General features: G+C 68.8%; 14 protein-coding genes. 2 read left to right on the forward strand and 12 right to left on the reverse strand.

The annotated features are described in order from the left end of the window. Positions 1–18 precede the first annotated feature (18 nt). From QPK29_RS28145 to QPK29_RS28155, 3 genes are all read right to left on the reverse strand, one after another. A complete protein-coding gene (locus QPK29_RS28145; protein ID WP_056127164.1) occupies positions 19–1,170 on the reverse strand; it encodes a PAS domain-containing sensor histidine kinase in 1,152 nt (383 codons plus the stop codon). Between the two features lie 78 nt (positions 1,171–1,248). After that, the gene (locus QPK29_RS28150) at positions 1,249–2,028 is read right to left on the reverse strand and encodes a LytR/AlgR family response regulator transcription factor (protein WP_160408400.1); all 780 of its coding nucleotides are present in this window, start codon (positions 2,026–2,028) and stop codon (positions 1,249–1,251) included. A gap of 71 nt (positions 2,029–2,099) precedes the next feature. After that, entirely contained in the window at positions 2,100–3,488 is a 1,389-nt protein-coding gene (locus QPK29_RS28155; RefSeq protein WP_371771569.1) for a sensor histidine kinase, read from the reverse strand. A gap of 222 nt (positions 3,489–3,710) precedes the next feature. Here QPK29_RS28155 and QPK29_RS28160 point away from each other — a divergent pair, with 222 nt between their 5' ends. Continuing rightward, on the forward strand, positions 3,711–4,649 hold the full coding sequence (locus QPK29_RS28160) for an exopolyphosphatase (protein WP_160408404.1): 939 nt from the start codon (positions 3,711–3,713) through the stop codon (positions 4,647–4,649). Here the strand turns inward: QPK29_RS28160 and QPK29_RS28165 are convergent, their stop codons facing one another. The 3 genes from QPK29_RS28165 to QPK29_RS28175 all read right to left on the reverse strand — a co-directional run bounded on the left by QPK29_RS28165 (position 4,650) and on the right by QPK29_RS28175 (position 9,030). Further along, entirely contained in the window at positions 4,650–7,043 is a 2,394-nt protein-coding gene (locus tag QPK29_RS28165; protein WP_371771568.1) for a sensor domain-containing protein, read from the reverse strand. 106 nt (positions 7,044–7,149) lie between these two features. Beyond that, positions 7,150–8,415, reverse strand: a complete 1,266-nt coding sequence (locus QPK29_RS28170) for a nitronate monooxygenase (protein WP_371762841.1) — start codon at positions 8,413–8,415, stop codon at positions 7,150–7,152. 129 nt (positions 8,416–8,544) lie between these two features. Continuing rightward, entirely contained in the window at positions 8,545–9,030 is a 486-nt protein-coding gene (locus QPK29_RS28175) for a YajQ family cyclic di-GMP-binding protein (RefSeq protein ID WP_056127174.1), read from the reverse strand. 81 nt (positions 9,031–9,111) lie between these two features. Between QPK29_RS28175 and murB the strand changes: the two genes are divergently transcribed. Further along, positions 9,112–10,137 carry a UDP-N-acetylmuramate dehydrogenase gene (gene murB, locus QPK29_RS28180; RefSeq protein WP_371771567.1) on the forward strand — a complete coding sequence of 342 codons (1,026 nt, stop codon included), beginning with the start codon at positions 9,112–9,114 and terminating at the stop codon, positions 10,135–10,137. Positions 10,138–10,140: 3 nt separating this feature from the next. On the opposite strand, the gene QPK29_RS28185 is transcribed toward murB, so the two are convergent. Genes QPK29_RS28185 through QPK29_RS28210 form a run of 6 tightly spaced genes read right to left on the reverse strand, consistent with a single transcriptional unit; the run spans position 10,141 to position 16,700 of the window. Then, on the reverse strand, positions 10,141–11,151 hold the full coding sequence (locus QPK29_RS28185; protein ID WP_056127182.1) for a diguanylate cyclase domain-containing protein: 1,011 nt from the start codon (positions 11,149–11,151) through the stop codon (positions 10,141–10,143). 42 nt (positions 11,152–11,193) lie between these two features. Then, entirely contained in the window at positions 11,194–12,192 is a 999-nt protein-coding gene (gene cheB, locus QPK29_RS28190) for a chemotaxis-specific protein-glutamate methyltransferase CheB (protein WP_056127191.1), read from the reverse strand. Next, positions 12,189–14,429 carry a hybrid sensor histidine kinase/response regulator gene (locus QPK29_RS28195; RefSeq protein ID WP_371771566.1) on the reverse strand — a complete coding sequence of 747 codons (2,241 nt, stop codon included), beginning with the start codon at positions 14,427–14,429 and terminating at the stop codon, positions 12,189–12,191. Before QPK29_RS28195 ends, cheB begins: the two co-directional genes overlap by 4 nt. Beyond that, on the reverse strand, positions 14,426–15,106 hold the full coding sequence (locus QPK29_RS28200; protein WP_371762836.1) for a chemotaxis protein CheW: 681 nt from the start codon (positions 15,104–15,106) through the stop codon (positions 14,426–14,428). The genes QPK29_RS28195 and QPK29_RS28200 overlap by 4 nt, the downstream gene beginning before the upstream one ends. Then, positions 15,103–16,269 carry a CheR family methyltransferase gene (locus QPK29_RS28205; protein ID WP_371771565.1) on the reverse strand — a complete coding sequence of 389 codons (1,167 nt, stop codon included), beginning with the start codon at positions 16,267–16,269 and terminating at the stop codon, positions 15,103–15,105. The genes QPK29_RS28200 and QPK29_RS28205 overlap by 4 nt, the downstream gene beginning before the upstream one ends. Beyond that, positions 16,266–16,700, reverse strand: coding sequence for a chemotaxis protein CheW (locus QPK29_RS28210; RefSeq protein ID WP_371771564.1), 435 nt, complete (start codon positions 16,698–16,700; stop codon positions 16,266–16,268). Before QPK29_RS28210 ends, QPK29_RS28205 begins: the two co-directional genes overlap by 4 nt. Between the last annotated feature and the right edge of the window lie 3 nt (positions 16,701–16,703).

Here is a 16,703-nt window from a genome sequence, read left to right on the forward strand (position 1 = left end):
CAATGTGTGACAACAGGATTACACGAGGTGATCGTGCAGCGGCAGCACGATGTCGATGCGGGTACCTTGCGGCTCGTCAGTGCCGATCGAGATCTCGCCCTTCATCGCCCAGACCCGTTCGCGCATGCCGATCAGGCCCAGGGATTCCGCCTTTTCCATGTCTTCGGGACGGATTCCGCGGCCATCGTCGCGGATCGTGATGAGCAGGTCGCTGTTCAGCCGGAACAGATTCATCATGACGCGGGTGGCTTGCGCATGGCGGGCGATGTTCGTCAGCGCTTCCTGCACGATGCGGAAGATGGCCGTGCTGGCCGTGTCGTCAAGGCGCAGTTCGGCCTCGTCGGCCAGCAGGGTGGTGGGGATGGCGTAGCGTTCGATGAAATCGTCGCGCAGGCCCTGCAGCGCGAAATACAGACCGCCTTCGTCGAGCGCGCGCGGACGCAGGTTGGTGGCGATGCGGCGCAGCGACGTGATCGCGGTCAGCAGATTGTCTTCCATGCCGCGCATCAGCCGCAGGCTTTCGCTGGGCGTGCCGTCGGCGTGTTGCAGCAGGGTGAGGTCCATGCGTAGCGATGCGAGCAGCTGGCCGAGGTCGTCGTGCAGTTCGCGCGCGATGTGGGTGCGCTCTTCCTCGCGGATGGTCTGCAGCGCGGCGGACAGCTGGCGCAGCTGGTCGTGCGAGCGCGTGAGTTTTTCCTGCACGCGGCTGCGGTCGCTGACGTCGCGCATGACGACCGTGTAGAACGGCGCGTTGCCGTTGGTGCGTGAAATGGAACCCTCGATGGGGAAGCGTTCGCCATCGCCGCGCAGGCCCATGACCGTGTAGTCGGTGGCGCGGCGGCCCGCGCGGCCGCTGCCGGGGCGGAAATAGTCCACGGGTTCGTCGACGTCCGCGTTCGGCGGCTCGATGTAGCGTCCCAGCGGACTCCCCACCATCTGCTCGACGCTCGTGGCGAACAGGGCTGCCGCGGCCGGATTGGCCATGACGATGGTGTTCGATTGGTCGGCGGAAATGATGGCTTCGCTGACGTGGTTGACGATCTGGCGGCTGGCCGGCACGGTGTCGGGCTCCTGTCGGAAGCGCCGGCCCAGCCAATAGCCGGCCGCGAATCCGGCGAGAAGCCAGGCTGCGGTCCTGCCGGAAGCGCGGGGGCGGCGCGGGCGTTTCATTCAACTTGCTTGATAGAAAACAACCCGCTGTGCGGGTCCGGCATCTACCTTACCCGCCGTGCAAACTGCTGGCTTGACTTACATCTGCTTGAAGAGGTGCAGGAAGCTGCGGCTGACTTCGAGCTTTTCCGAGCGGCCCTTGATCAGCACCAAGTGCCGGCCACGGATGTCGCGCGTCACGCCTTCGATGGCGTTGACGTTCACGAGCGTGGCGCGGTGGATCTGCCAGAACAGCGCCGGATCGAGCTCCTCGGACAGGTCGCGCACCGGCTTGCGGATCAGTGCCTCGAATTTCTCGGTCTGAACACAGGTATATTTTTCGTCGGAACGGAAAAACAGGATTTCCTCGACCGGGATCATGCGCAGGTCCTGGCCGATGCTGGCCTGGATCCATTGCAGGTATTTCGGCTTCGGCGCCGCGATCTTTTCGGCGAGCTGGGACAGCATCGCGGTCACCGTGTCACTGACGTTGACGGACGCGGTGGCCGCCTGGGCGGGCGTCGCCAGGCGTTCCTTCAGGCGCTCGACGGTGATCTTGAGGCGCTCGGGCTCGGGCGGTTTCAGCACGTAGTCGATGGCGCCCCGCTCGAACGCTTCCACGGCGTACTGGTCGTATGCGGTGACGAACACGACCTGGCTGGCGTCGCCGATGTCGCGCGCCGCTTCCATGCCCGTCTTGCCCGGCATGCGGATGTCGAGAAAGGTCAGGTCGGGCTTCAGGTCGTCGACGAGCTGCACGGCCTCGTCGCCGTTCTTCGCTTCGCCGATGATCTCGAGGTCCGGCCACACCTGGGACAATCGGGTGCGCAGCAGGTCGCGCATCAGTCTTTCGTCGTCGGCAATGATAGCGGTAGGCATGGTCGGGGGCAGGCAGTGAAAGGAGTGTCGATTATTCAACGAATTGTCGTTACTAGCAATACCCGAAATGCTTACTTCGGTGCAAGCTGATAAGGGACCTCGATGGTGGCGATCACCCCGCTCGGACTGTTGGCGGCGATGTGCAGCTGGCCGGCCTCGCCGTGCAGCAATGTGAGGCGCTCACGGATGTTCGACAGGCCCAGCCCGGTGCCCTTGCTGGGCATGACGCCGAATCCGGCGCCGTCGTCCGCGACCGTCACGCGCAGCTTGCTGTCGACCACTTCGGCCCTGACGGCCAGGTACCCGCCCTCGGGCTTGCATTCGAGGCCGTGCTTGATCGCGTTCTCGACCATCGATTGCAGCATCATCGGGGGAAACGCCGCGCTGCGCAGGCCGTCCGGCACGCTCAGTTCGACCGTCAGGCGTTCTTCCATGCGCATCTTGAGCAGGTCGAGGTAGGACTTGACCATGTCGACTTCGCGGCCCAGGTTCGTGACGAGGTTGTTGTCGCGCATCTGCGGCAGCACGGCGCGCAGGTACTGGATGAGTGTCCGCTGCATGGCGGATGCGCGCGGCGGATTGGTCTCGATCAAGTGTTCGACGGAAGCGAGCGTATTGAACAGGAAGTGCGGCTCGACCTGGGCCTGCATGGCCTGCATCTTCGCTTCGGACAGCTGGCGCTGCATCGACTCGCGCTCGGCGGCGGCCGTGGCCGACTGCATTTCGGCCTCCGCGCGCTTCTTGCCGCCCACGAGGGCCTTGGTGCCGAACAGGGCGAGGATCAACAGCCAGACAAAGCTCGTGAACCACGTCGACGCCTGCTTGTGATAGCTGCGCGCCTTCGCTTCGGCCGCGTCGTCGACGGCCGCTTCGATGGCGTTGGACAATTCTTCGCCGATTTGCGGCGGCAGGTCGATGTGGACCTCTTCGCCGTTGGCGCCGCGCAGGGTCTTGGTGACCGGCGCCTTGGGCGGGGCGGGCGGTGCCGGCGGCGCGGGCGGGGCGGGCTCGGCGGCGTCGGCCACGTGTTGCGCCTCGTCCGCCATCTGTTCCGCGGCATCCGCCTTCGCCTGCGCCGCTTCGGCCTTGCCCGCTGCCTCCGCATGTGCCGCTTCCGCGGCCTTGGCCGCCGCTTCCGCCTTGGCCGCCTCGATTTCCGGATTGATCGTGATCGTGCCGCGCCGGCTGTTCTTGCCCGGATTGATGTGGATGCCGCTGTCGTCGATCGTGACGGTCGGTTCGGGCCGGCGTGCGCTGTGTTCCGTGCGCGTGATCTCTTCCTCGCTGCTGGAGAACAATTCATCCTGCAGAATCTTGCCGGCGACCAGCATCAGCGCGGCGAACAGGAAGAACTTCCACCACGACAGCTGCGTCACCCACGTCGCGACCGCGTCGAAGGCCCGGTACAGCGCCGACAGGGTATTCGAGAAAGTTTGCTGGGTAGAACGCCGTGTTTGCATGAAACTTATCTTTTTCAAAAGGTGCGGCGAGTGTAACCGCTGGCATGAACGCCGGCCATCCCTTTGCGACAGCCTGCACGATTCGAGCCCTGGAATGCACAGGTTGATGACGCCGTGATGACGTATAGAAAAACTGTTAATTAGCAATATTGCGGGGTATGATGAACGACGTCCTGGCTGCGCCAGCCCATGCTTCATTCTCGACATGAAAGGGGTTTGCCGATGTCTGCCGTTCCCAAGCGTTACCGCCTCGTTACCCGCAGCGATTTCGACGGCCTCGTCTGCGCCGTCCTCCTCAAGCATCTGGACCTGATCGACGAGATCCTGTTCGTCCACCCGAAGGACATGCAGGATGGCAAGATCGCGATCAGTGCGCGCGACATCACGACGAATTTGCCGTACGTTGCCGGCGCGCACCTGGCATTCGACCATCACTTATCGGAAACGATCCGCAACACGGGCCGGCGCGACAACCACGTCATCGACCCGAAGGCGCCCTCGGCCGCCCGTGTCGTCTACGACCACTACGGCGCCACGCGCGCGTTCCCGGCCGGCTGGCGCGACATGATGGATGCCGTCGACAAGGCCGACGCCGCGCGCTTCACGCGCGAGGAAGTGCTAGATCCGCAGGGCTGGAACCTGCTGAATTTCCTGATGGACGCGCGTACGGGGCTGGGCCGCTTCCACGACTTCCGCATCTCGAACTACCAGCTGATGATGGACTTGATCGACTCCTGCCGCAATCACACGATCGCCCAGATCATGCAGTTGCCGGACGTGCAGGAGCGTACCCGCCTGTACTTCGAGCACAGCGAGCTGTGCAAGGAGCAGATCCGGCGCTGCGCGCAAGTCCATGGCAACCTCGTCGTGCTCGACCTGCGCGAGGAACCCGTGATCTATGCGGGCAACCGGTTCATCATCTATGCGCTGTTCCCCGAAGCGAATATTTCGATCCACGTGCTGTGGGGCCTGAAGAACCAGAACACGGTGTTCGCGACGGGCAAATCGATTCTCAACCGAACGTCGAAGACGAATATCGGCGCGCTGATGCTCGAATACGGCGGCGGCGGGCACGAGAATGCGGGGACGTGCCAGGTGTCGAACGACATGGCGGAAGACGTGCTCGGCGCACTCGTCAAGCGGATCACGAGCGAGGGTTGATCACGCCGGTTGTTGTTCCTCCAGCATGCGCTGCGCCGCCTCCGCCGCGAGGGGCTCGCTGACCCAGATGCCCTGGATGTGGTCACAGCCATGCGAAGTGAGGAAATCCAGCTGGGGCCGCGTTTCCACGGCCTCGGCCACCACTTCCATGTTCAGGTTGTGCCCGATGTCGATCAGGCTCTTGGCCACGGCCCGGCCGCCGTCGTCCAGTGCCTGGACCGTCGAGTGCGCCAGCTTGACGTGGGTGGCCGCCAGCTGCTGCAGAAAGCCGAGGTCGCACAGGCCCGCGCCGAAGCCGTCGACGGACAGGTCGACCCCCAACGTATGGAGTTGTTCCGCCAGTTCCTGGCCCAGTGCCGGATTGCGGATCAGCGCATCGATGCGCAGGTCGAGCTGCAGGCTGCGCGGCGGCAGGCGGTGACGCGTCAGGCGGTCGGACAGGCCGGCGAGAAACCCTGGCTGGCTGTATTCGCGGTGCGAGACGTTGACGGTCACGGGCACGTCCACGTACCCGGCCGCACGCAGCCGGGCCGCGAAGGCGCAGGCCTGGTCGAGCACGCGCTGGCCGATGGGGACGATCACGCCGGTTTCCTCGGCCTCGGCAAGGAAGCGGGCAGGGGACAGCACGCCCTGGTCCGGGTGGCGCCAGCGCAGCAACGCCTCGAAGCCCGCGACGCGCTGGGTCGCGACCGCCACGCGGGGCTGGTACAGCAGGAACAGTTCGTCGTGGTCGAGCGCGTCGCGCAGCGCCAGTTCGATGCGGTGCCTGGCTTCCGTGGTCGACTTCATGTCGGCCGAAAAGAAGTGGACATCGTTGCGGCCGCTGCCCTTGCCGTGGTACATCGCGAGGTCGGCCGCGCGCACGAGCTCCGCCGCCGTGGCGCCGTCGTGCGGGTACAGCGACACGCCCACGCTCGCGCCGACGGGGATCTCGCGGTTGTTGAAGGCGACGGGAATCGCGAAGCTCTGGCGCAGCCGCTCGACCATGCGCAGGGTGAAGCGCAGCGAGGGCTGGTTGGCGAGGATCAGCACGAACTCGTCGCCGGACATGCGCGCCACCGTGTCGCTGTCGCGCACGGACGCCTGCAGGCGGCGGGCGACGACCTTCAGCACGACGTCGCCCGCCTCGTGGCCGAACGTATCGTTGATGGTCTTGAAGTTGTCGAGGTCGATCAGTACGGTCGCCACGAGCGACTTGTGGCGCTGCGCGAGATGCAGCGCCTGCTCCAGCCGGTCCCACAGCAGGTTGCGGTTGGCGAGGCCCGTCAGCGGATCGTGATTGACCTCGTGCTCCAGGTGCGCGGTGCGCAGCATGGTGGCGGTGACGTCGGTGAGCACCCCGATGTAGTGCGTGACGTCGCCGTGCTCGTCCTGCACGGGCGTGATGGAGAGGTCGTTCCAGAACAGTTCGCCGTTCTTGCGCAGGTTGCGCAGCACGACCTTGGCGCCCATGCGCGCGGCGATCGCGCCGCGCAGCTGGGCCCGCTCCGCCAGGTCCATGCCGGGCGCGGCCATGAAGCGCGGGTCCGTGCCGATGACCTCGTCCGCGGAATAACCGGTGATGCGCTCGAAGGCCGGGTTCACGTATTCGATGTCGCTCTGGCCGTGGTCCAGCCGGGTGATCAGGATGCCGTTGCTGGCCGCGTGCAGCGCGCGTTCGCGCAGGCGCAGCTGCTGTTCGTGCGCGCGCCGCTCGGCCACGTCGATGCCCGTGCCGACCAGGTATTCGCCGCCGTTGCAGCGGATCTTCGTCCCGTTCAGCAGTACGGGCGTCTCGCGGCCGCTGCGCGACACGAAGTCGATCTCCAGCTTCAGTTCGCCGTTTTCGTCGAACACGTCGCGGATGCCGTTCGCCAGCGGCGCGCGCTGCGGCAGTTCGATGAGGTCGAGGGCGCGCGTCGCGCCCAGTTCATCCGGCGTCATCCCCGTGACTTTTTCGAGGTTCCGGTTCCAGAGGACGAAGCGGCCGTCGCGATTGAGCACGTAAAAGGTGCCGGGGAAGGTATCGACGATGGCGGACAGCGGCGTGCGCGCGACCCGCTCGGCTTCCGTGCCGCCCCGTGCGCAGCCGGTGGCGACGGCGACGGCGCAGTCGTGTGCGCGGCCCTCGGCATCGACCAGCGGCGCCAGGGTCAACGTGCTTTCGAGCACGCGCCCGCGCGCGCACATGAGTTCGACGTGGACTTCGGCCCCTTCGGGATGGCCGGTGAGGGCGCGCCAGCCGGCGCTCCAGGCATCGCGTCCCGGTGGCGTGAACAGCGTGGTGATGGGGTGGCCGAGAACCTGCCCGGCGCCGACTCCGAACACGGCGGCGCAGCCGTCGTTCCAGGCCTGGATGGTCCCGGTCTCGTCGGTGAGAAAGACGCACCGGCTGGGCGGTTCGGATTCGTGCATGCCGGCTCCCGGTGTCGATGGAACCCGTTGGACCGCGTGGCCGCGCTTCCGTTCCGCCAAAAGAAAAGGCGTGCCGCAGCACGCCTTTCGATCGGTCTGGTAGCCGTCAGGCGGCCGCTTCCTGGCGCGGCGGCAGCGCGACCTGGTTGTCCACGCTGAACTGGTAATCCTTGAACACGTGTTCGGCGGACAGGATCTGGTAGGTACCGTCCGACAGCTTGTGCGTCGTGTCCTTCAGGCGGTACGTCGTCGAGCCGCAGGTCCAGCAATTGAAGTTGCGCATGTGGGTGCACAAACAGGTCTTGTCGAACACCTGGATATTCTTCTGGCCCGGATTCGCCTGCACCTCGCGGTTGTACGAATTGATGTAGGCGCAGTTGCCCGTCGCGTCCAGCAGGTAGCCGTACGATTCGCAGCCGGGACGGATGCCCGAGCCGATCGCCGGCGTCTGCTTCAGCATGCGCATCGGATAGCCCGTCGGCGAGACGCCGTTGACGATGATGTCTTCTTCGCTGGCGCGGAAATACTCCTGCTTGACGGAATCCGGCAGGCCGCATTCGTGGGTCACGGTGAAGCGGGTCGCCACCTGCACGCCGCCCGCGCCCTTTTCCAGGAACGACACGGCGTCGCTGCCCGTGAAGATGCCGCCGGCGGCGATCAGCGGGATGTCGAGTTTTTCGGCGGCCAGGTACGCATGGATCTCGTCCATGATCGTGTGCAGGTCGTAGTCCTTCCAGTCTTCCATGCCGAAGCCCAGGTGGCCGCCGGCCAGCGGGCCTTCCACGATCACGTAGTCGGGCAGGCGGTTCAGGCGCGACACCTTGCGCAGGAAGAGCTGGAGCGCGCGGACGGACGAGACGATGATGCCCAGCTTGGCGTCGCGGAAGCGCGGATGGTCCTTGATGAGTTCGAACGAGCCCAGGTGCAGGCCGGCCGACATCGTGATGCCGTCGATGCCCGCGTCCAGCGCCGCCGACAGGCGGGTGCGCAGGGTTTCCTTCGGCGCGTTCATCGTCAGCTTTTCCATGCAGTTCACGAAGATCAGGCCATCGCCTTTCTTCGCCGCCATGGTCGCGCCCACGTGCAGGCGCGTCGCCTCGGCCAGGCGGTCGAGGTCGAACTGGACGACGGACTTGTCCATGTTGTTGATGTTGAACTTGTACAGCTTGGTCTTTTCCTTGACGAAGCTGGTGTCGAACTTGCGGTCCGACACGTCCGGTACCATCGCATCGGAAATGTGGCCGATACCGCCCAGACGGGCCGCTTCCAGGGCCAGCTCCGACGTAGAGATATCCACGCCCATTCCGCCGATCATGATGGGCACATATTCCTTGTTGCCCAAACGCAGGCGGAAATCATCAACACGTTTCATTGCTATTCAACTCGTTGTTATAGGTAACGCCGCTGACCGGCGTGTTCGCACGCCCCGCATTTTACCCCACGCGGGGACGGGTCGAGAGCTCCATTTGCCGCACGGTCGTGCGGAGCGGGCAGGAAACGTTCAGTCGCGGAAGTTGTTGAATTCCAGCGGCAGATCCTTCACGTCCTTGCGCAGCAGCGCGATCGCTTCCTGCAGCGTATCGCGATCCTTGCCGGTGACGCGCACGGTTTCGCCCTGGATCGAGGCTTGCACCTTCATCTTGCTTTCCTTGATGAGCTTGGTGATCTTCTTCGCGTCTTCGGTCTCGATGCCGTTGCGTACCTTGAGCACCTGCTTGACCTTGTCGCCGCCGATCTTCTCGACCTTGCCTTCGTCGAGGAAGCGCACGTCGACCTTACGCTTGGTCATCTTGTTCAACAGCACGTCGCGCACCTGGCCGAGCTGGAAGTCGGAATCGCCGAACACGGTGATCTCGCGTTCCTTCTGCTCGACCTTGGCCGAGCTGCCCTTGAAGTCGAAGCGGGTGCCGATTTCCTTGTTGGATTGCTCGACGGCGTTCTTGACTTCGACCATGTCTGCTTCGCAGACCACATCAAACGATGGCATTGTGTTCTTTCCTTGCACAAATTGAGAGTGAATGGCGATATTGTAACCACTATAATGCGCCAAACACTACCCGCCCCAGCCATGCCAGCCGACCTGCCCCTGTCCACCGACGTTTCCCTCGCCGCTTTCAACACGTTCCGCATCCCCGCGCGCGCCCGGCGCTACCTGCGCGTGACCGACCCGGCCCAGTTGCAGGCCGTCGCCGCCGATGCGCAATTGGCCGCGCTGCCGCGCCTCGTGCTCGGCGGCGGCAGCAACCTCTTGATCGCGCGCGACGAGGTCGATGCCCTCGTGCTGCACATGGGGCTGGAAGGCAGGGAGATCGTCGGCGCGACGGCCGACGCCATCCTCGTGCGCGCGCAAGCCGGCGAGAACTGGCATGCGTTCGTGGAATGGACGCTGGCGCAGGGCCTGGGCGGCCTGGAGAACATGGCGTTGATCCCGGGCACGGTCGGCGCGTCGCCGATCCAGAACATCGGCGCGTACGGGGCCGAGGTCAAGGACAGTTTTCACTCGCTGACCGTGTTCGACTTCGCGGACGGGTCGATCCGCACCATGGACGCGGCGGCCTGCCGCTTCGGCTACCGCGACAGCGTGTTCAAGCATGCGGAAGGCAGCACGCTCGTCGTGCTGGACGTGACGTTCGCACTGCCGCGCGCGTGGACGCCGAACCTGCGCTATGCGGAACTGGCGCAGGCGGTGCAGGACATCGCCGCGCCGACCGCGCGCGCGGTGGCGGACGCCGTCATCGCGATCCGGCGCCGCAAGCTGCCCGATCCGGCCGAGATCGGCAACGCGGGCAGCTTCTTCAAGAATCCGGTCGTGCCGCGCGAGCACTGCGCGCGTCTGCTGGCCACGTGGCCGGACCTCGTGCACCATGCCCAGCCGGACGGCAGCGAAAAGCTGGCCGCGGGCTGGCTGATCGACCGTTGCGGCTGGAAGGGAAAAAACCTCGGACGCGCGGGCGTCTATCCGAAGCAGGCGCTCGTGCTGGTCAACAATGGCGGCGCGACGGGGGGCGAGATCATGGCGCTGGCACGCGCCATCCAGGCCGACGTCGAGGCGCGCTTCGGCGTGCGGCTCGAGCCGGAACCCGTGCTGGTGTAAGGCTCACCCGGCCGCGGACACCCGGTTGCGGCCACTGCGCTTGGCGTCGTACAGCGCGGCATCGGCCCGCGCGATGAAGTCGTCCGGGCCGTCGTCCTCGCCCGGCACGATGCAGGCCACACCCATCGACATCGTGACATACCCGCACGGCGCCCCCGGATGCGGCAGCGCCAGCTGTTGGAGTCCCGCGCGGCACGCTTCGCCCACGCGCAGGGCGCCGGCGAGGTCGGTGTCCGGCAGCAGCAGCGCGAATTCCTCGCCGCCGTAGCGCGCCGCCAGGTCGGCCGGGCGCTTCAACTGGCCGGTCAGCACGGCGGCCACCTTCTTGAGGCACAGGTCGCCGGCCGGATGGCCCAGGTGGTCGTTGTACAGCTTGAAATGATCGACGTCGCACAGCAGCAGCGCCAGCGGCGATTGCTGGCGTCGTCCGCGCTGCCATTCGACGTGGACGGCCTCGTCGAAACGGCGGCGGTTGGCGATGCCCGTGAGGCCGTCCAGCGCGGCCAGGCGGCGCAGTTCCTCGTTGACGCGTGCCAGCTTCTCCTGGCTCGCGCTCAGGGACCGGTAGGCGGCGTCGCGCTGCAGGCCGCTGATGTAGCCGGCGGAATGGTGGCGGATGCGGGCCACCAGTTCCAGCTCGTCGGGCAGCTTGACGAGGTAGTCGTGCGCGCCGATGGCAAACGCGTGCGCCTTCAGCTTCGCTTCGTCGCGCGTGGACAGCACGACCACGGGAATGTCGCGCAGCGCCTCGTCCTCCTGGTACGCCCGGATCAGCTGGAAGCCGTCGGCGCCCTGCATGACGAGGTCCTGCAGGATCACGGTCGGCCGGTGCCGCAGCGCGGCCGCATGCGCCGCGCGCGCGTCGGTGACGAACTGGAATTCGATGTCGTCGTGGCGCGCAAGCATGCGGCGGACGGCTTCGATCATGATGATCTGGTCGTCGACGAGCAGCACGCGCACCTTGTAGTCGGCGTCGTCTCGTTCGCGGCCCTGGAAGTGGCTGACTGCGGACATCGGGAATCGTTGGCGGGACTGGAATGAATGGCGGGCGTCATTTTACCCTAATGCGATAGGGATATTGTCAAGCGGTAAAATTTTCTCCGCGGCCCCCAGTTCGGCCGCCGCGCGCGGCATGCCATACACGGCGCAGGTGGCCTCGTCCTGCGCGATGGTGGCGTGGCCGGCCTGGCGCATCGCGAGCAGGCCCGCGGCGCCGTCGCGGCCCATGCCGGTGAGCAGGACGCCGGTGGCGTTGCGGGTCCAGTACCGCGCCACCGAGTGGAAGAACACGTCGACCGACGGCCGGTAGACCTCGTCGCGCGGATGGGCGTCATAGACGAGGCGGCGTTCGGGCGTGAGGCGCAGGTGGTCGTCGCTGGCCGCCACCTGCACGACGCCGCCTTCGACCGGTTCGCCGCCCGCGATGGCGCGCACGGGCACGCCGGCCTGCTCGCCCAGCCAGCGCGCCAGCTGGCCGGCGAAGGCGGGATCGATGTGCTGCACGACGACGGCGGCCGTGTCGGCCGGCGGGCGCCACCGTGCCAGCAGCCGCGCCAGCGCGATCGGCCCGCCGGTGGAGGCGCCGATGGCGACCAGGCGCGCAACCGGTGACCCGGAAGGCGCGGCCGGCGCCGGGACGGCCGCGCTGCCGGCGGGCACCGGCGCCCCCGCGATCAGCTTCGCGATGGTGCGGATCTTCGCGAGCAGGGCGGCCTCGCCGCCGGGGCGGCCGAGCAGCACGGGCGTCGCCGTCACGTCCAGGGCGCCGGCGCCCAGCGCGCGGAACACCTGGCCCACGTTGTCCTGGGGCGCGGCGGTGACGACGAGGATCGCGCACGGCGCCTCGCGCATGATGCGGCGGGTGGCCTCGACGCCATCCAGCACCGGCATGGCGAGGTCCATCAGCACGAGGTCGGGCGGCAGGTCGCGGCACAGGCGCACGGCGTCGGCGCCCGTGCGCGCCACCCACGCGACCTGGTGCTCGCCGCCGATCGCCAGCGCGCGGCGCAGGGCTTCGGAAGCGGTGGCACTGTCGTTGGCGATGCCTATCCTCATGGCGTCCTGTCTTCGTGGGCGCCGCCGACCAGGTCGTGCACGGCATCCAGCAACGTGGCGTCGTGGAAGGCGCCCTTGGCCAGGTAATAATCGGCACCGGCCTCCAGGCCGCGCGCGCGATCTTCCGGACGGTCCTTGTACGACACGATCATCACCGGCAGGCGGGCGAGGCGCGGGTCGCGCCGGATGCGTTCCGTGAGGCCGATGCCGTCCAGGCGCGGCATGTCGATGTCCGTGATCACGAGGTCGTAGTCGGCCCCGCGCAACTGGTTCCAGCCGTCCAGGCCATCCAGCGCCACGTCCACGTGGTAGCCGCGCGCGGCCAGGAGCTTGCGCTGCATCTCGCGCACCGTGAGCGAATCGTCCACCACGAGCACGCGCCGCGCGCGGCCGGCCGCGGACTCCCCCGCGACGAAGCCCAGGCGCAGCGCCGCGCCGCCGTCCAGCAGGCGCGCGATCGAGTGCAGCATGTCGGGCACGTCGAGGATCAGCACCGGCGTGCCGTCGTCGAGCAGGGCGGCGGCCGCGATGTCGCGCAGCTTGCCGAACGTCGGCTCGAGCGGCTGCACGGTCAGGCTTTGTTCGCCGCGCACGGCATCGACGACGAGGCCGTAGCGCTCGCGCCCCGTCCCGATCGCGACCAGCACGAGGTCGACTCCCGCCACGGCCTCGCCCAGCGCCAGCACCTGGCTGGCGGCGACGAGGCCCAGCTGCCCGCTGCCGTCCGTCGCGTCGACGTACTGGCGGCCGTGCAGGGTGCGCACGGCGCCGGCCGGCACACGGCGCACGCCTTCGACGCGCGCGATGGGCAGCGCGTAAGCCTCGCCGGCCACGTCGACGACGAGGGCGCGCACGATCGATTGCGTGAGCGGCAAGGTGATCACGGTGGTAAAGCCCGCGCCCGGCGCCGATTCCGCGCGCGCGGTGCCGTCCAGGCCTTGCACGGCGTCGCGCACGACGTCCAGGCCCACGCCGCGCCCGGAGAGTTCGTTCGCGCTTTCCTTCAGCGAAAAGCCGGGCAGGAACAGGAATTCCATCAGCTCCGCCTGGGACAGCTCGGCCGCGAACGCGGGCGCGGCCACCTGGCGGCGCACGGCGGCCGTGCGGATGCGCTCCGGATCGACGCCGCGGCCGTCGTCCGCGACGGCCAGCGCCAGCATGCCGCCGCGGTGGCGCGCTTCCAGGCGGATCGTCCCGTGGGCGGGCTTGCCGGCGGCCGTGCGCTCGGCCGGCAGCTCCATGCCGTGGTCGACGGCGTTGCGCAGCAGCTGGTGCAGCGGCCCTTCCATGCGCGCCAGCACGGCGCGGTCGACGAGCGTGTCCGCGCCCGCGATCTCCACGCGCACGTCCTTGCCGAGGCCCCGCGCCAGGTCGCGCACCATGCGCGGCAGCGCGTGCACGCCTTCCGCGAAGGGACACATGCGCAGGGCCAGTACCTCGTCGGCGAGGCGCGTGGAGACGGTCAGCGCCTGCCGTTCGTAGCGCTCGGCGCCCTCGATCGTGCGGTGCAGGGTGTCGCGCAGCGGCGCGGCGCGGTCGGCCACGCGCTGCGCCAGTTCGGCCAGGCGCGCGTCGCCCGTCGCGCGGATCGCGTCCTGCAGGTCGTCCAGCGCCTCGTAGACGGCGCGCTGGTGGCGCTTGTAGCGCTGCAGCCCGGCGATCCACGGCCGCAGCTGGCCCGCGTGCAGGCGTGCCTGGCCGGCCAGCGTGAGCAGCTCGTCGCTGCCCGCTTGCCGGGAGGGCGGGTCGACCGGTGTGGGCGCCGGGCCGGGGGGCGATGTGGGTACCGGCGCCGGCGGCGGGGCGGCAGCGGTTGGCGCCTTGCCCTGGCCGTGCAGGGAGCCCAGTGCCGCGACCGTGGCCGCGATACGGTTGCCGCGCGGCGCGCTGGCGCCATCGGCTTCCGCCAGCTGCTGCAGCACGTCGACGGCGCCCAGCAGCACGTCCACGCCGCTCGCGTCGAGCTGGGCCCGGCCTTCCTGCGCCGCGACGAGCACGTCTTCCATCGCATGCGCGAGGCGCACGGCCGGCTCCAGGCCGACGATCGCGGCTGCGCCCTTGACCGAATGCGCCGCGCGCATCATCGATTCCAGCCGGGCCGCGTCGACCACGCCCTGTTCGAGCAGCAGCAGGCCTTCCGTCAGCACGCGCATCTGCTCGCGCGTCTCCATGCGGAACAGGTCCAGCATCGAGTAGCCGCTCAGGTCTTCACTTATTTTCCCGTCGTTCGTGCTCATCGCAGCAGCGCCTCCAGCCCGGCGCGCAAACGCGCCGTGTCGAGCAGGCCCGCTTCGATGGCGCCGTCGGCGATCACGCCGGCGACGAGGCCGGGCGGCGCGTGGCCCACGTTGGCGGCGGGCGGACGCATGGCGTCCTGCGCGTGGCGCACCACGCCGTGGACTTCATCGACCGGCAGCGCGTAGCGGTGGGGGCCGAGGGCCAGCACGAGCAGGCGCGCGAACGCGTGGCGACCCGGCGGCGGCGGGACGTCGTCCGTGTCCACGTTCAGCAGGCGCGCGAGCGACACGGCCGGCAACAGGCGGCCGCCGACGTTGACGATGCCGAGCAGGGCGCCGCGGCTGCGGTGCGGCAGGCGGTGCGCGGGCGCCGGCGGGGCGACTTCGACGGCGAGGGCCATCGCCACGGCCAGCCACTCGCGGCCGACGCGGAATGCCAGCGCGGCGGCGTCCGTGCGCGCCGGCGGCGGTTCGGGACGGGCCAGCTCGCGCGCCCAGGCATCGCGGTAGTCGGCATCGACGGGACGCTGCAGGTTGTGCTGGGCGGCGCCCGCGTACACGGGGCAGTTGCGGCAATGGACGTGGGTTGCCAGCTCGGGACAGCTGCGGTCGCCCGCGACGCCGATGCCGCGCCAGCAGGCCTCCTCGTCCCACGCACGGACCGGCAGGTGCTTCATGCGTGCTGCCTCCCGCGCCGCGCATGCACGCGCGCGGCGCGCTCGCGCAGGCTGGCGCCCTGGGCGACGTCGCCGCGCTGTTCGGCGAGCAGGGCCAGCCCGCACAAGGCTTCGTAGTGGTCGGGATCGAGGTAGACGCAGCGCCGCCAGCAGTCTTGCGCACTCTGCGGCCGGCCCGTGCATTCGGCCGTGAGCCCGAGCAGGAACCACGCTTCGGCATCGTCCGCGCGCACGGCGAGCAGCGCGCGGCAGGCGTCTTCCGCGTGCGCCAGCCGGCCGGCGTCGGCGTGGGCCTTCGCTTCGGCCAGCAGGTCGCGCGGGGGCGGTGGCGGCGGTGGCGCGGACGGGCGGGGTGTCTGACGCCCGGCGGGGCGGGGCGGCGCACGCCAGACGTCGGCCGCGCGCCGGCCATGCTTGCGCAATGCGAACGTGTCGTGCGGCGTGCGCGGCGCGAAGCCGGCGCGGCACAGCGCGGGCGCTTCGGCATAGCCGGCCAGCAGCAGGCCGTCGTCGGCCAGCAGCGCGGCGAGGCGCGCGGCCGCCCGCTGCTGCGTGGGCAGGTCGAAGTAGATCAGCAGGTTGCGGCAGAACACGAGGTCGTAGGCGCCCGTGAGCGCCGGGTCGACGTCGAACAGGTTCGCCTGGGCGAAGACGACGTAGGCGCGCGGCGCCGCGCCGATCATGTGTTCCTCGCCGTGCTCCGTGAAGAAGCGCGCGCGCAGGCCCTGGTCGTCGCCGCGGAACGCGTTGCCGGTGTACCTGCCGGCGCGGGCGCGGGCGATCGCGGCCCGCGACAGGTCGAACGCGTCGATGCGGCAGTGTGCGGGTTCGATGCCCGCGTGCGCCAGCAGCATCGCAAGCGAATACGGTTCCTCGCCGCCGGCGCAGGGCAGCGACAGCACGCGGACCTGCCGCCCGGGCCGCGTCAGCAGGCGCGCCTGCACGAAGCGCAGCGCAGTCTCGAACACGGCGGGATCGCGCAGGATCCAGGACTCCGGCACGACGACGAGGTCGACGAGCGCGTCGAATTCGGGCGTGCCCGGCCGCGGATCGTAGTCGATGCCGGCACCCGCGGCGCGCATGCGCTCGCGCACGGCCCGTTCGACCGTGGCGACGCCCAGGTCGAGGCCCGTGGCGGCGCGCAGGCGCAGCGTGAGATTCACGGGCCTGCTCCGAACAGCAGGGCCTCGACCTCGGGCGCGAGCAGGCGCTCCGGGTCGAGCAGCTGCAGCATGCCGCCGGCGCCGGGCGCGACCTGGCCGAGCCACGGCGCGCTCGCGACGCCCGCGTCGGCCAGTTCGCCGTCGAGGGCCGCCACGCCGATCACGCGCTCCGCTTTCAGGCCCAGGGGGCGCCGGCGCCCGGCAGCAATGATCTCGACGAGCAGGATGCGGGTGTCGTAGCGCACGGCGTCGGGCGGCGTGCCGGCCAGGCGCGAGAGGTCGATCACGGGGATCGCCTCGCCGTGCAGGTCCAGCAGGCCGGGCACGAAATGCGGCGCGCCCGGCAGCGCCTTCAGGCGCGCCACCGGCAGCACGCGCAGCACGCTCGCCAGCGGCAAGGCGTAGCGCTCGCGGCCGATGTGGAACACCATCGT

This window comes from Massilia orientalis (assembly GCF_030411975.2).
Lineage (GTDB): Bacteria > Pseudomonadota > Gammaproteobacteria > Burkholderiales > Burkholderiaceae_D > Telluria > Telluria orientalis.